Here is a 12,867-nt window from a genome sequence, read left to right as displayed (position 1 = left end):
ACCTGTCAGTGCTGACAGGCTTTTTTGTTGTATTAAAATCGAGTATCTGTCTAATTTTTTTCACTACTGTGGTATAATTGAGTTAAGAATCTAAAAGTAGAGCGTGATAGAAAAGAGTAGTTATGAAATTTGAAAATATAAATGAAAATACAATTAAGATAAGTTTGACTTTCGAAGACTTGTCTGATCACGATGTTAAACTTTCTGATTTTTTCCAAAATCAACAGGTTATTGAACAACTTTTTTATGAATTAGTTGAAGAATTGGGGCTTGAGAATCGTTTTAATCAAACTGGTTTACTCACTTTCCAAGTTCAACCTCATCCTAAAGGTGTTCATTTGATTGTCTCAGAAGAACTTTTGGGTGAAAATGGTGATGGAGAGATTCCAGACGATCCAGAAGAATTTGAAGAGATGATGAATGGCTTTTATAACAAATTAAATGAAATTGGCTCTAATATGGCCGCTGAACGTGGAATAAAAGACCACAATCCAGGTCTTGGTTCCAAAGAAACAAAAGAACCACAAAAAGAAGCCGATTATATTTTTTACACGATAAAATTCGATGGACCATTGAATTTGCTCAACGCTGTGAAAAATGTTGTTTTTACAGAAGAACTCTCGGAGTTGTTCCAATTGAACGGTGCATTTTACCTGGTCGTGTTAGATAGTGTCAGGGCACGAGGCAAAATGCAAGTTGAAAGTATGCGCGCTCGCTTAATGGAATTCGGGCAAAGTTCAGATTATAATCGAGAATATTTACAGGAGTATGGTGACTGTCTCATTGTCAATCATGCCATGGAAAAACTCAGAAAAATTTAAAGGTTTCGTATGTCAATTACACAAATTCCCTTTACGCTAAAGTTTCTGATTGTTATCATAATCACTTTTAGCATTTCACTTGTATTGACGCCTATCATGACATTCGTGTCAAAAGCAATCGGTGCTGTAGATAATCCGAATGCAAGGCGTGTTAATAAAAAACCCATGCCAACGGCTGGTGGGGTTCCCATTTTCATCGCTTTTGTCTTCACGACTTTGGTTCTTCTCCCCGTGATTGTTCATTCTCAGCCACTTGTCGGTTCAAGTGGTGGCAAAACAGGAGTCTTACACCTCCAATCCTATTTGAACTACATCTTACCCTTCGTTATTGGCGGTGCAATTATTGTTATTACAGGCTTAATTGATGACATTAAAGAATTATCACCCAAAATGAAACTTCTAGGTCAAATCATTGCGGCCAGTTTTGTTTGGTTCTTTACCCATGCCCGTTTTGATAACCTAAAAATTCCCTTTGGTGGGCCAATGCTCACTTTTCCTGCTTGGCTGTCCTTCATTTTCAGCGTTTTCTGGATTGTGGCAATAACAAATGCCATTAATTTAATAGATGGTCTTGACGGCTTATGTAGTGGCGTTTCAGTTATTTCTTTGTTAACAATGGGTTTGGTTTCTTATTTCTTTTTACCTAGTCCAAATATTTTCTTGCCCATCACTATTTTTACGCTTGTGGCAGCTATTTTGGGCTTCTTTCCATATAATTATCATCCAGCAATTATTTTCTTGGGTGATACGGGGGCACTGTTTTTGGGATTCATGATTTCGGTCATCTCCTTGCAAGGGCTTAAAAATGCAACAGCAGTTGCTGTTGTTACTCCCTTATTAATTTTAGGGGTTCCCCTGACAGATACAATCATGGCGATGATTCGTCGAAAACTAAATCGTCAAAAAATTACTTCCGCTGATAAACGACACTTGCATCATCGTTTGCTTGCTTTAGGGTTTACACACCGTGGTGCTGTCCTCGTAATTTATGGAATTGCTGGTATCTTCGCCTTTATTTCAATCATCCTCCAAGTTTCAAACCGCATTGGAGGGATACTGCTCCTTGTGGCCTGTCTCTTTGGCTTGGAAATATTTATTGAACTGGTCGGAATTCTTGGAGAAAATCGTCAACCAATGCTAAAGTTTTTACGTTTTATTGGTAATTCTGGTTATCGAGATGCTGTCATTCATCATGGAAATTATGATGAAAAAACGGATTCTGACAATGATGAAGAAGACACCATTGAAATTGAACGCCCCTTAATTACAAATGACAATTTAGACAATGTAGAGTCAAAACAACATTTAAGTAGAGTTGAAAAGGATAAAAAGTAATCTTATTGAAACAGTCTGAACCTACCAATTCAGCTGTTTTTTTGTTAGAATAGAACTGTTTAGGAAATGTCAAATAAGATTGACACTTTTATAAAAATCATTTACTTTATTAAAGAAATTCTTTCAATGAATAAAGCGAATGTTTCAGAAAAGGAGCAGTATGTCTACTTTAGAAATTAAAGATTTGCACGTTGGTGTTGATGAAAATGGAGTTCACACGGATATTCTTAAAGGTGTCAATTTAACGATTAACACCAATGAAATTCACGCCATTATGGGACCAAATGGAAATGGGAAATCTACCCTTTCAGCAGCAGTGATGGGAAATCCTCATTATGTTGTAACCCAGGGAGAGATTTTATTTGATGGTCAAAATATATTAGAGATGACAGTCGATGAGCGTGCTCGTTTGGGACTTTTCCTTGCAATGCAGTATCCGAGTGAAATTCCAGGGATTACCAATGCTGAGTTTTTACGTGCTGCTATTAATTCACGTCGTCCAGAAGATGATAAAATTTCAGTGATGCAATTCATAAAAAAATTGGATAAAAATATGGAATTGCTGAACATGAAAGAAGAAATGGCTGAACGTTATCTTAATGAAGGTTTTTCCGGTGGGGAAAAGAAACGAAACGAAATACTTCAATTATTGATGCTTGAGCCAACATTTGCAATCATGGATGAAATCGACTCGGGCCTTGATATTGATGCCCTTAAAGTTGTTGCAAAAGGTGTGAATTCGATGCGTGGTGAAAAATTTGGCGCAATGATTATCACTCACTACCAACGCTTGTTAGACTACATTACGCCTGATTATGTCCATGTCATGATGGACGGCCGAGTCGTAAAATCAGGTGGTGCTGATTTAGCTTTGCGTCTGGAACAAGAAGGTTATTCTGGAATTGCGAATGAACTTGGTTTGGACTACAAAGAAGAAGAATAGGGGGGAGAAGGAGAAGATTTTTAATGAAAAATTCTCTGAAAAATTATATGATAAACGAAGAAATTTCAAATTTTTCCCTTGCACACTCAGAGCCCGTTTGGTTGCAAGAGCTCCGTCAAAATTCAGTACACTACTATAACGAATTAAATATTCCATTTATCGAAAAAGTTCGACTTGACCGTTGGAAACTTGATGAATTGATTCTTAACGAGTCAGAAATTACTGGAAACGTACCAACTTTTACGGAATTAGCAAATCACCCAATGCTTGTTCAAGTGGGGAGTCAAAATATTTTGGAGCAGATGTCTCCTGAATTGGCTGAGCAGGGGGTGTTATTTACAGATTTATCGTCAGCACTGACAGAAATTCCTGATGTCCTTGAAAAATATTTTGCACAGTTGGTTAAACCAAATGAAAACAAATTGGCTGCCATGAATACAGCAGTATTTAATTCGGCAGCAGTGCTCTATGTTCCAGACCATGTTGAAGTCAAGGTGCCTTTTGAAGGGATTTACTGCCAGGATTCAGCTAGTGATGTCCCATTTTACAAACGTATTTTGATTATTGTTGGAAAAAACAGTAAGGTTGAATATCTTGAACGTTTGCAGACAATTGGCGATGGAAAAGTGAAAATCAAGGCAAATATTGTAGCTGAAGTGTTTGCCGCTCAAGGAGCTCAAGTGAAATTTTCTGCCATTGATGAATTAGGACAAAATGTCACAGGAATGGTGACACGCCGTGGTTTAATCGGTGACAATGCTTCGATTGATTGGTCAATTGGTGTCATGAATGACGGTGATATAGTAGCTGACTTTGATAGTGAATTACGCGGTCAAGGCAGTCATTCAAATATTAAAGCAGTCGGAATTTCGACTGGGAAACAAACACAAGTTGTTAATACACGTGTGACAAATTATGGTCGAAACTCAGTCGGACATATTTTACAAAATGGCGTTATTTTAGATCGTGGGACTTTAACTTTCAATGGTATTGGTCACATTATTCACGGTGCAGCTGGTGCAGATGCACAGCAAGAAAGTCGTGTTCTGATGCTTTCTGACAAAGGACGTGGTGATGCCAATCCTATTTTATTGATTGATGAAAATGATGTTACAGCAGGTCATGCAGCATCAGTTGGCCAAGTTGATGAAGAAGACCTATATTATATGCAATCTCGTGGACTTGATGAGGACACAGCAAGAAAACTAGTCATCCGTGGATTCCTTGGATCAGTCGTGACAGAAATCCCAATTAAAGCAGTTCGCGAAGAATTTATTACAACGATTGATAGAAAGCTGGGCATTTAATGTTCGATGCTGAATTGCTCAAAAAAGATTTCCCTGCATTGAATCAAATTGTAAATGACGAGCCTTTAGTCTACCTGGATAATGCAGCGACAACGCAAAAGCCCTTATCAGTACTGACAAGGATTAAAAATTATTATGAAAATGATAATGCTAACGTTCACCGAGGCGTTCACACGCTCGCGGAAAGAGCAACGGCAGACTATGAAGCAGCACGAGAGAAAGTTCGAGATTTCATCAATGCTAGAACAACGAAAGAAGTTCTATTTACAAGAGGGACAACGACATCATTAAACTGGGTGTCTAAGTTTGCAGAACAAATTTTAAAACCTGATGATGAAATATTAATCTCGATAATGGAGCATCATTCCAATTTTGTTCCATGGCAGCAGGTAGCTGCTAAGACAGGTGCAACTTTAAAAATTGTCGGCTTAAAAGAAGGACAATTAGATCTCCAAGACTTACAAGAAAAATTATCAGTAAAGACGAAAATTGTGGCTCTGACCCACGTTTCTAACGTTTTAGGTTGCATCAATCCGATTCGCGACATCGCCCAAATCGTTCACGAAATGGGAGCATATTTGGTTGTTGACGGTGCTCAATCAACACCACATATGAAAATTGATGTTCAAGAACTGGATGCTGACTTCTTTGCGTTCAGTGGGCATAAAATGATGGGACCAACTGGGATTGGCGTCTTATATGGCAAAGAAAAATTGCTAAATGAAATGAACCCAGTTGAATTCGGTGGTGAAATGATAGATTTCGTGTACGAAGATTATTCGACTTGGACTGAATTACCATGGAAATTTGAGGCTGGAACGCCAAATATCGCTGGTGCAATTGGTCTGGGGGAAGCCATTGACTATATAAATCGTTTAGGAATTGATGCTATTGAGCAGCATGAGCATGACCTGATGGCTTATTTGATGCCTCAGCTTAAGGCAATTGAAGGGCTGAAAATCTATGGGCCTGCAGATTTGCAGAATCGAGCAGGTGTTCTGTCCTTCAATCTTGCAGGGCTTCATCCACATGATGTGGCAACAGCGCTTGATATGGAGGGGGTTGCTGTTCGAGCCGGTCACCACTGTGCTCAACCGCTCATTAGACTTTTAGATACGTCAGCTGAAGCAACAGTACGAGCAAGTTTTTACGCCTATAGTACAATCGCAGACTGTGACAAACTCGTTGACGCGTTGAAAAAAACAAAAGAATTCTTCACCATTTAAGGTGTTTAATAGTTATTAAAAAAGAGGAAGAAAATTGGCACTTTCAAAATTAGATAATCTTTATCGTGCTGTCATACTTGACCACTCTGCTCATCCGCGTCATGCAGGAGAACTTCAGACAGGTTGCGTCATTAATTTAAATAATCCCACATGTGGAGATGTCATCCGATTAACAGTTGATTTGGTTGATGATGAAATCGTTGACCTAGCTTTTAGCGGTCATGGTTGCACGATTTCTACAGCATCAGCCTCAATGATGACCGAAATCGTGATTGGTAAAACAAAAACTGAAGCACTTGAATTAGCTCACCTGTTTTCAGAAATGGTTACAGGTGAAGAAGATGAACGGCAAGAAGAACTGGGAGATGCTCAATTTTTAGCTGGCGTTTCTAAATTTCCAGCTCGCGTGAAGTGTTCAACATTGGCCTGGAATGCCTTGAAAAAAGCATTAGAGCAAGGTGACGAAGGAAATTTCGAAGGAAAAGACCAGGCGTCACATTAAATTCTAGTCTGAATTCAAATTAATAAAAATTTAAATCGAAATAGTAAGTATAAATCAGAAAGGAAATAAGTTATGACTGAAGAAATCCCAGAATTGGGCGAGTATAAATTTGGTTTTCATGACAATGCTGAACTAGAATATACGACGGGGCTTGGTTTAACAGAAGAAGTTATTCGTGAAATTTCAGCAGCAAAGAATGAACCTGAATGGATGCTCGAGTTTCGTTTAAAGTCTTTCGAAGCATTTAAAAAAATCGACCTTCCAAAATGGGGGCCAGACCTGACCGATATTGATTTTAATGATATCGTCTATTACCAAAAACCTTCTGCCAAAGCAGCTCGTAATTGGGAAGATGTTCCTCAAGAAATAAAAAATACTTTTGAGCGGATTGGTATTCCTGAAGCAGAGCGTTCTTATTTGGCGGGTGCATCAGCTCAATACGAATCTGAAGTTGTTTACCACAACATGAAAGAAGAATTTGAAAAATTGGGCATTATCTTTACAGACACTGACTCAGGTCTTCGAGATTATCCCGAAATTTTCAAAAAATATTTTGCCAAATTAGTTCCACCTTCAGATAATAAATTGGCAGCTTTGAACTCGGCTGTTTGGTCGGGGGGCTCATTTGTTTATGTTCCTAAAGGTGTCAAATGCGAAATTCCAATTCAAGCATATTTCCGGATTAATAATGAAAAATCAGGGCAATTTGAACGGACATTGATTATTGTCGAAGAAGGCGGCTCCATTCAATATGTCGAAGGGTGTACAGCGCCTACTTATAGTGCAAGTTCACTTCATGCAGCCGTGGTTGAAATCTTTGTCGAAGAAGGCGGTTATATGCGCTATTCAACCATTCAAAACTGGTCAGATAACGTCTATAATTTGGTAACAAAACGTGCGAAAGCAGAAAAAAATGCGACGGTTGAATGGGTTGACGGTAATTTGGGCTCTCGTGTTTCAATGAAGTATCCTTCTGTATATTTGGATGGACCTGGTGCGCGTGGAACAATGCTTTCGATTGCTTTTGCAGGTGAGGGACAAAACCAAGACACGGGTGCCAAAATGATTCACAATGCACCAAATACGTCGAGTTCAATCATCTCAAAATCCATTTCCAAAGGTGGTGGAGCTGTGAACTATCGTGGACAAGTCAAATTTGGTCCAAAATCGAAGAAATCGGCCTCACATATAGAATGTGACACAATTATTATGGACAATCTTTCGCGTTCAGATACTGTTCCGTTCAATGAAATTCACAATTCACAAGTTGCATTGGAGCATGAGGCTAAAGTCTCAAAAATATCCGAGGAACAACTCTATTATTTGATGAGCCGTGGTCTCACTGAAAAAGAAGCAACAGATATGATTATCATGGGATTTATTGAACCATTTACAAAAGAATTACCAATGGAATACGCAGTCGAACTGAATCGTCTCATGTCTTATTCGATGGAAGGTTCTATCGGATAAGTTTTAGATATTGAGATATATCAAGGTTTCAAAGGTTATTTTTATAGCTTTATATTTTAAAGGGGCAAGAAAGGGGCAGATTTTAAAAATATTGAATAAGTGGTGTAACAATGGCTTGTACATTTAATTTGTAAATGCCCCTCATATTTTATTTTTGCCCCCTAAACAAAAATGCCCCGTAGGTTTGGGCATTTTTTTATTTAATCTCATTTAGTTTTTTAACAATATCAATCTTAACAGATTTTGTGACGTGTGAATAGATGTTAAGAGTTGTCTTATAGTCGGTGTGCCCCACTCGATCCATTGCAGCACTAAGAGGTATACCCAATTCAGCAAGTAAAGCAATATGAGAATGCCTAAATATGTGAGAGGTAAGATGTTTAGTGATTCCCACTTTTTCAGCCGCTCTACGAATAACAACATTTACGGTGTCTAAATCAACGGCTGCACCATTTACGGTAAAAAAGATATAATTATCTTTATTGAAATCATCGCCTTTGAGTGATCGATGAAGTTCCAGCAATTCCAATTGTTCCCTAATAATTGATTTAACATTATCGGGAATGGTTACTGTACGATAGGAAAAGTCAGTTTTTGGAGTGGTTTTTATTTTTAATGCACGATCATAAGTGCCATTTATTGTTATGATTCCTTTTTCTAAATCTACTTCATTTGCGGTTAATGCAGCGGCTTCTCCATAACGTGCTCCAGTGTATGCCATAAACTCAACAAAGTTTGCTATATGTTCTACCCGTGAAGTCAACCTCAAGGCAGAAATTATAAGTTTTATATCTGATATTTCAAGGTAACTTTCTCGCTTCTCTTGTACTTCCTCAAACGTCTTAACTTTTTTAGGAGCTTTGACAAAACTAGCCTCGTTTGTTTCAAGATATCCCATCCTAACACCAAATTCTAGTATAGAATGAAATCTTTTTTTAAAACCGTTATAGTAACTATAGGCGTATCCTTCATCCATCATCTCATTAACCAATTCTTGTATGACTCGACGGCTTACATTTTTAGCCTTAACCCCTTCCCCAATTTTTTCTAGAATACGTCTGTCCTGAGCTGTAGTACCACGTAGAGAAGAAGCCTTAACTGTAGGAGACCAATTCTTGTAATATTCTTTATATAATTCGCTGAAAGTGATATTATTACCTGTTTTTTGTGAAAGTATTTTGTTTATTTTGTTGGAGAGTTCCGCTTGTGCAGTTTTTTGTGCCCTCGGTGTTTTCTTATCAAGGGTTACTGAAACTTTTTTTAGCTTTTCCGTCAAAGGGTCGCGGTATCGCTCAAAATATTTAAACTTTCCATTGTTCAATGCTTCTATCCACATTTGCTTTTTACTCACTTTCTTGCTAAAATTGAGTACGAGAAAAGACATCTAATTGATGAATTTCTTACACTACATAGTTTAAATCCGCCCTAGCCGTCCAAAGTTTGGGCGGATTTTTTATTTTATTCTAATCCTGATTGAGATTTGTTCGAAAGCAACCAAGAGCCATCAGCTTGCTTTGTGAAAGCCAAAGAAACAGATTTGTAATTAGAAGAACCCATATTATCCCAAGAAACATTTTTAACTGTATAATTCCCTGCAGATGATTCAGATGAATTAGAAGGTTTACCGAATTTAGCTTCAAGTCCATCATATTTTGTTCCCCCGACACCAGATAGTGCATCACCAGCGACTAAAGCATCATAGTCGGCTTTTGTCCATTTAAAGCCTTCGTCAGCTTTCTTTTGTGAGCTTGAAATATCGCTGTTTACTTTTTTACCAACACTATCGATAGCGTTTGAGTACATAGATTGAGTAGCCATAACAATAATAAAAGCTAAGATTGATATAACAAAGGAAACAATACTCAATGTTTTCTTGTTTTTTCTATTTATTATAATTGCAATCAACCCAAGAATAGCTGAAAAAATTGCTAATATAGCTGCAAAATTATTGACAATCGGTACCCAAGATAAAACTAGCGCAAGTATCCCAATAATTAAAGCGATAATAGCTAATGCTTTTGATTCTTTTTTCTTTTCCATAATGTTTATGTTCCTAATCTAGCTTTTTATGAGAATCAAGACATTGCTCGTTTATTTAATTAAATTGCAGTATTATAATATTCGTCGTATTTTGATTTAACGACCATCCAGCTTTGCTCATAAGGACATCCTGTCACATCACAAAACAAATCAAAGTGTTCATAATCCCCATCATTATCTAGCCATAATTCCCAAAAAGTTAATATAGCTCCAATGTTAGCCCTAGATTCATGTTGGCTAACAGTATCGCATTGCCTAAGCCTACAATCGTCTTTATTCAATGCATGGTGAAGATCATGAGCTAAAGAAAAAGGAGTAACTAATGAAGGATTTATAGCGCATTGAAGAGTATGAGTATTTATTATAACTTTGTTTGACATAGGAATAAATTGAATATCATATCCAAGATTTTCTATTTCTTTGATAAAAAAGTTAATAAGTTCTTTTTGCTCCATGCTTTACCCTCATTTTTCATCACGATTATAAAAAGTTGCGAATAAAAGCATTTTATCTTTCTCTGTTAATGGTTTGCCACCAAATGACAACCATTCATCCCAGTTAACATCTTCAAAGTTAACGTGGTCACTGACAATATCTTTTAAATCAACTGGCTCTTTAATTTTTTCTATATCTTCTCTACCTAGCAAATAATCTACAGAAACATGGAAATAATCCGCTATTTTAGCTAAATCTTCCCCTTTAGGTTTAGATGTTTTCCAGCGGTAAATATTATTTTCGCTAAATCCAAGCTTTATTGCAAGCTCTTTTAAGCTTATTTTTTGTTTATCTGCTAAAGATTTTATTCTTTCAAATGTAGTCATATCAAGCCTTTCAAAATAAATGTTGAAATAAATTACCGAAAACGATACTTTATTATTGACAAAATTACCGAAAGTGCTATAATTGAATTTGTAAAGATTAGTTAGCCTTTCGGTTAGCGAATAGACCTATAAAAAGCACTTTAAACGCTCCGCCAAGAATGTTTTATAAAGCTTTTGTTAGGTGTTTTAACTATGCTTAAATAGTATCACTTTCGCTAAAATAAATCAAGGCTTAAATACAGAAATGCTAACTTTTTCTTACACAAAAATATATACGGAGGTTTAGAAATGCCAACAAGTGATAATGGGCTTAAACTTGTTAATTCATTCATTGAAGAAACAGGAATTGAAAAAATGAGTTTAGCAGCCAAGTATGGAGTAGCTAAAAACGTGATGAATGATATTCTTTCAGGTCATCTTCAATCACCTAAAGCACATCAAGTCATTCTTAAAATCATTGATGATTTCAAATTGCGTTAAGAAAGGAAGTAAAAATGCCATACGCAAAAATAACATATCTGCCTGTCGATAAGGATGAGAAAGCAGAATGGTGTGATAAAAAACATCTTATGCAAAAGTGGGAAGGACTGACAAAAGGTACATTAACAGCATGGCTCATAGAAATGAGAGACCATCCAGAATTTAAAAATGGTGTACTCAATCCTACTCATAGAATTGTCTTTATCAATAAAGAAGTTTTTAAAAAGTTCGTGGAGTGGAAAGAAGCAACACGTTATAAGAGCTATAAAAAATAGGAGAAAAAATAAAATGAACGAATTACAAAATTTTAATTTTAACAACTTACCAGTACGAACTGTACTTATTGAAAATGATCCATGGTTTGTTGCGAAGGATGTTGCTGATATTCTTGAATATTCCGAGACCGCCCAAATGACACGGAGGCTTGATAAAGAGGATTCCATGTCTGTCAAATTGACAGGTATGAATATGAAGTCAACAATCATCAACGAAAGCGGACTTTATGAAGCAATTATTGGAAGCAAGAAAAAAGATGCTCGACAGTTCAAGCGCTGGATTACTCATGACGTCTTACCAACAATCCGCAAGCATGGAGCATACATGACTGAAGAGAAAGCTAGAGATGTACTTTCTGGCAACGGTTTAGCTGACTTACTCCTGCAAGCTGGAAACCAAATTAAACAGCTAGAAGCAGAAAAAAGCAAGCTTAATCTTGAACTTGCAGAAGCTAATGAGCGCACACGCTATCTTGATTTGATTTTTGAAAGCACCGATGATGTGCTAGTTACTCAAATTGCACAAGATTATGGGATTGGCTCTCCAACTTTTAACAAGTTGCTCGCTAATTTACGAATTCAGCGAAAAGTTAATAATCAATGGATTCTATACAGCAAGTACCAAGCTAAAGGATATATCAAGAGCCGTACTCATTCATTTGTTGACAGTAAAGGGAATACTCGCACGAACATTACGACAACATGGACGCAGAGAGGCAGAGAGTTTTTATATCGTAAATTAAAAAAAGCTGGATACCTTCCAGAAATTGAAAAATTAAGCGTATTTTGAAAGCGCAAATCAAGCAACTAGATTTATTTTAAGGAGAAAAAATGCTACATCACTATATTACAAATTACGGATTAGAAAAATCCGACGGAACTATCGACAACATCGTTGAATCATGGATTAAAATAAATGTATTTAAATGGTGCTTTTGCTTTTCAAAAAAACGCATCAAATTAGATGCGCCGTGGAAAGACATAGATGAGCTAGGGGAAGAGATAGATTTTTCACAGTTTAAAGAAATGATCATTGAAACGGATGAAAAAAACCCTAAAACCATTGCGATAGTTACTGCGAGAACAGTAGAACTAGAAGAAGGTTATAGGGTCAAGGTTAAGCCTAAAAATAAAGATTAGCCTTTTGGTGGGAAAGGGTCATTACCATAAGTATTACGCTCACGGATTTGGCCGTTGCGTCCATGAATAAACATTTCAGACTGTTGATTTTTTGAGATTTGGACTGCTTTATTAATAGCATCAGCTTGGGTGTTGAAGTTTGCTGTAGCTTTGGAATTGCCCTCGCCTTTAACGTTCCAACCACCATTGCCGTCAGGGACAACATGTTGATTTTTACCAGCCATTTAATACCTCCTTTCTATAATTATTTGGAAAATGAATAAAAACAGCATGCCGCGGTCTTTCATTCACAAATATTATAGCAAAATAAAAAGGAAAATACAGTATATAGTTGTGGATAAAGTTATACACAACTACATGTTGTATATTGGTGAAAAATGAAAGAAATAATCATTCTTAAAATGCAACAAAAAAACATATCACAAAGTAAATTAGCCGAACTGGTTGGTGTCAAACAACAGTATATTTCAAAAATACTGCTTGGAAAAGTAGAAAGTCCTAGTTTTA

17 protein-coding genes are annotated in these 12,867 nt (G+C 36.7%); 12 read left to right on the top strand and 5 right to left on the bottom strand.

The features are described from left to right. Positions 1–122: 122 nt before the first annotated feature. The 7 genes from RT41_RS04055 to sufB all read left to right on the top strand — a co-directional run bounded on the left by RT41_RS04055 (position 123) and on the right by sufB (position 7,604). Positions 123–821: an adaptor protein MecA gene (locus RT41_RS04055; RefSeq protein WP_096817657.1), complete on the top strand. Its 699-nt coding sequence runs from the start codon at positions 123–125 to the stop codon at positions 819–821. 9 nt (positions 822–830) lie between these two features. Continuing rightward, on the top strand, positions 831–2,156 hold the full coding sequence (locus RT41_RS04050) for a glycosyltransferase family 4 protein (protein WP_096817656.1): 1,326 nt from the start codon (positions 831–833) through the stop codon (positions 2,154–2,156). Between the two features lie 160 nt (positions 2,157–2,316). Further along, positions 2,317–3,099 (top strand): Fe-S cluster assembly ATPase SufC, encoded by a 783-nt coding sequence (gene sufC / locus RT41_RS04045; RefSeq protein ID WP_054639753.1) that lies wholly within the window; start codon positions 2,317–2,319, stop codon positions 3,097–3,099. Between the two features lie 47 nt (positions 3,100–3,146). Beyond that, positions 3,147–4,406: a Fe-S cluster assembly protein SufD gene (gene sufD / locus RT41_RS04040; RefSeq protein WP_054639760.1), complete on the top strand. Its 1,260-nt coding sequence runs from the start codon at positions 3,147–3,149 to the stop codon at positions 4,404–4,406. Continuing rightward, entirely contained in the window at positions 4,406–5,632 is a 1,227-nt protein-coding gene (locus RT41_RS04035; RefSeq protein WP_096817654.1) for a cysteine desulfurase, read from the top strand. The genes sufD and RT41_RS04035 overlap by 1 nt, the downstream gene beginning before the upstream one ends. 34 nt (positions 5,633–5,666) lie before the next feature. Then, a complete protein-coding gene (gene sufU, locus RT41_RS04030; protein ID WP_096817652.1) occupies positions 5,667–6,134 on the top strand; it encodes a Fe-S cluster assembly sulfur transfer protein SufU in 468 nt (155 codons plus the stop codon). 72 nt (positions 6,135–6,206) lie between these two features. After that, the gene (gene sufB / locus RT41_RS04025) at positions 6,207–7,604 is read left to right on the top strand and encodes a Fe-S cluster assembly protein SufB (RefSeq protein ID WP_096817650.1); all 1,398 of its coding nucleotides are present in this window, start codon (positions 6,207–6,209) and stop codon (positions 7,602–7,604) included. Positions 7,605–7,800: 196 nt separating this feature from the next. Here the strand turns inward: sufB and RT41_RS04020 are convergent, their stop codons facing one another. From RT41_RS04020 to RT41_RS04005, 4 genes are all read right to left on the bottom strand, one after another. After that, complete coding sequence (locus RT41_RS04020; protein WP_245811586.1) at positions 7,801–8,988, bottom strand: tyrosine-type recombinase/integrase; 1,188 nt, start codon at positions 8,986–8,988, stop codon at positions 7,801–7,803. A gap of 74 nt (positions 8,989–9,062) precedes the next feature. Further along, complete coding sequence (locus RT41_RS04015) at positions 9,063–9,644, bottom strand: hypothetical protein (RefSeq protein ID WP_096817648.1); 582 nt, start codon at positions 9,642–9,644, stop codon at positions 9,063–9,065. A gap of 59 nt (positions 9,645–9,703) precedes the next feature. Continuing rightward, positions 9,704–10,099 (bottom strand): hypothetical protein, encoded by a 396-nt coding sequence (locus tag RT41_RS04010; protein ID WP_096817647.1) that lies wholly within the window; start codon positions 10,097–10,099, stop codon positions 9,704–9,706. Between the two features lie 9 nt (positions 10,100–10,108). Further along, on the bottom strand, positions 10,109–10,465 hold the full coding sequence (locus RT41_RS04005; protein WP_096817645.1) for an XRE family transcriptional regulator: 357 nt from the start codon (positions 10,463–10,465) through the stop codon (positions 10,109–10,111). Positions 10,466–10,753: 288 nt separating this feature from the next. On the opposite strand from RT41_RS04005, the gene RT41_RS04000 reads away from it, so the two are divergent. The 4 genes from RT41_RS04000 to RT41_RS03985 are packed head-to-tail and all read left to right on the top strand — an operon-like array spanning position 10,754 to position 12,360. Then, positions 10,754–10,945 (top strand): hypothetical protein, encoded by a 192-nt coding sequence (locus RT41_RS04000; protein ID WP_096817643.1) that lies wholly within the window; start codon positions 10,754–10,756, stop codon positions 10,943–10,945. 14 nt (positions 10,946–10,959) lie between these two features. Further along, positions 10,960–11,220: an excisionase gene (locus tag RT41_RS03995; RefSeq protein WP_096817641.1), complete on the top strand. Its 261-nt coding sequence runs from the start codon at positions 10,960–10,962 to the stop codon at positions 11,218–11,220. A gap of 13 nt (positions 11,221–11,233) precedes the next feature. Then, positions 11,234–12,010, top strand: coding sequence for a phage antirepressor (locus RT41_RS03990; RefSeq protein WP_096817639.1), 777 nt, complete (start codon positions 11,234–11,236; stop codon positions 12,008–12,010). A gap of 41 nt (positions 12,011–12,051) precedes the next feature. Continuing rightward, a complete protein-coding gene (locus RT41_RS03985) occupies positions 12,052–12,360 on the top strand; it encodes a hypothetical protein (protein ID WP_054639757.1) in 309 nt (102 codons plus the stop codon). On the opposite strand, the gene RT41_RS03980 is transcribed toward RT41_RS03985, so the two are convergent. Continuing rightward, positions 12,357–12,584, bottom strand: coding sequence for a DUF2188 domain-containing protein (locus RT41_RS03980; protein ID WP_054639758.1), 228 nt, complete (start codon positions 12,582–12,584; stop codon positions 12,357–12,359). The genes RT41_RS03985 and RT41_RS03980 overlap by 4 nt on opposite strands. 153 nt (positions 12,585–12,737) lie before the next feature. Between RT41_RS03980 and RT41_RS10780 the strand changes: the two genes are divergently transcribed. Then, positions 12,738–12,867, top strand: a 130-nt coding sequence (locus tag RT41_RS10780) for a helix-turn-helix domain-containing protein (RefSeq protein WP_143467343.1), incomplete at its 3' end; no start/stop codon positions are given.

Source organism: Lactococcus fujiensis JCM 16395 (assembly GCF_002441655.1).
Taxonomy (GTDB): Bacteria; Bacillota; Bacilli; order Lactobacillales; family Streptococcaceae; genus Lactococcus; species Lactococcus fujiensis.
The sequence above is the reverse complement of the archived record's forward strand: the minus strand, read 5'-3'. Positions and strand labels throughout refer to the sequence as shown.

Excerpts from the sequence above, each read along its gene's own strand:
- RT41_RS04055 (WP_096817657.1), top strand. The coding sequence starts at position 123 with ATGAAATTTGAAAATATAAATGAAAATACAATTAAGATAAGTTTGACT.
- RT41_RS04050 (WP_096817656.1), top strand. The coding sequence starts at position 831 with ATGTCAATTACACAAATTCCCTTTACGCTAAAGTTTCTGATTGTTATC.
- sufC (WP_054639753.1), top strand. The coding sequence starts at position 2,317 with ATGTCTACTTTAGAAATTAAAGATTTGCACGTTGGTGTTGATGAAAAT.
- sufD (WP_054639760.1), top strand. The coding sequence starts at position 3,147 with ATGATAAACGAAGAAATTTCAAATTTTTCCCTTGCACACTCAGAGCCC.
- RT41_RS04035 (WP_096817654.1), top strand. The coding sequence starts at position 4,406 with ATGTTCGATGCTGAATTGCTCAAAAAAGATTTCCCTGCATTGAATCAA.
- sufB (WP_096817650.1), top strand. The coding sequence starts at position 6,207 with ATGACTGAAGAAATCCCAGAATTGGGCGAGTATAAATTTGGTTTTCAT.
- RT41_RS04020 (WP_245811586.1), bottom strand. The coding sequence starts at position 8,988 with ATGTCTTTTCTCGTACTCAATTTTAGCAAGAAAGTGAGTAAAAAGCAA.
- RT41_RS04015 (WP_096817648.1), bottom strand. The coding sequence starts at position 9,644 with ATGGAAAAGAAAAAAGAATCAAAAGCATTAGCTATTATCGCTTTAATT.
- RT41_RS04010 (WP_096817647.1), bottom strand. The coding sequence starts at position 10,099 with ATGGAGCAAAAAGAACTTATTAACTTTTTTATCAAAGAAATAGAAAAT.
- RT41_RS04005 (WP_096817645.1), bottom strand. The coding sequence starts at position 10,465 with ATGACTACATTTGAAAGAATAAAATCTTTAGCAGATAAACAAAAAATA.
- RT41_RS04000 (WP_096817643.1), top strand. The coding sequence starts at position 10,754 with ATGCCAACAAGTGATAATGGGCTTAAACTTGTTAATTCATTCATTGAA.
- RT41_RS03995 (WP_096817641.1), top strand. The coding sequence starts at position 10,960 with ATGCCATACGCAAAAATAACATATCTGCCTGTCGATAAGGATGAGAAA.
- RT41_RS03990 (WP_096817639.1), top strand. The coding sequence starts at position 11,234 with ATGAACGAATTACAAAATTTTAATTTTAACAACTTACCAGTACGAACT.
- RT41_RS03985 (WP_054639757.1), top strand. The coding sequence starts at position 12,052 with ATGCTACATCACTATATTACAAATTACGGATTAGAAAAATCCGACGGA.
- RT41_RS03980 (WP_054639758.1), bottom strand. The coding sequence starts at position 12,584 with ATGGCTGGTAAAAATCAACATGTTGTCCCTGACGGCAATGGTGGTTGG.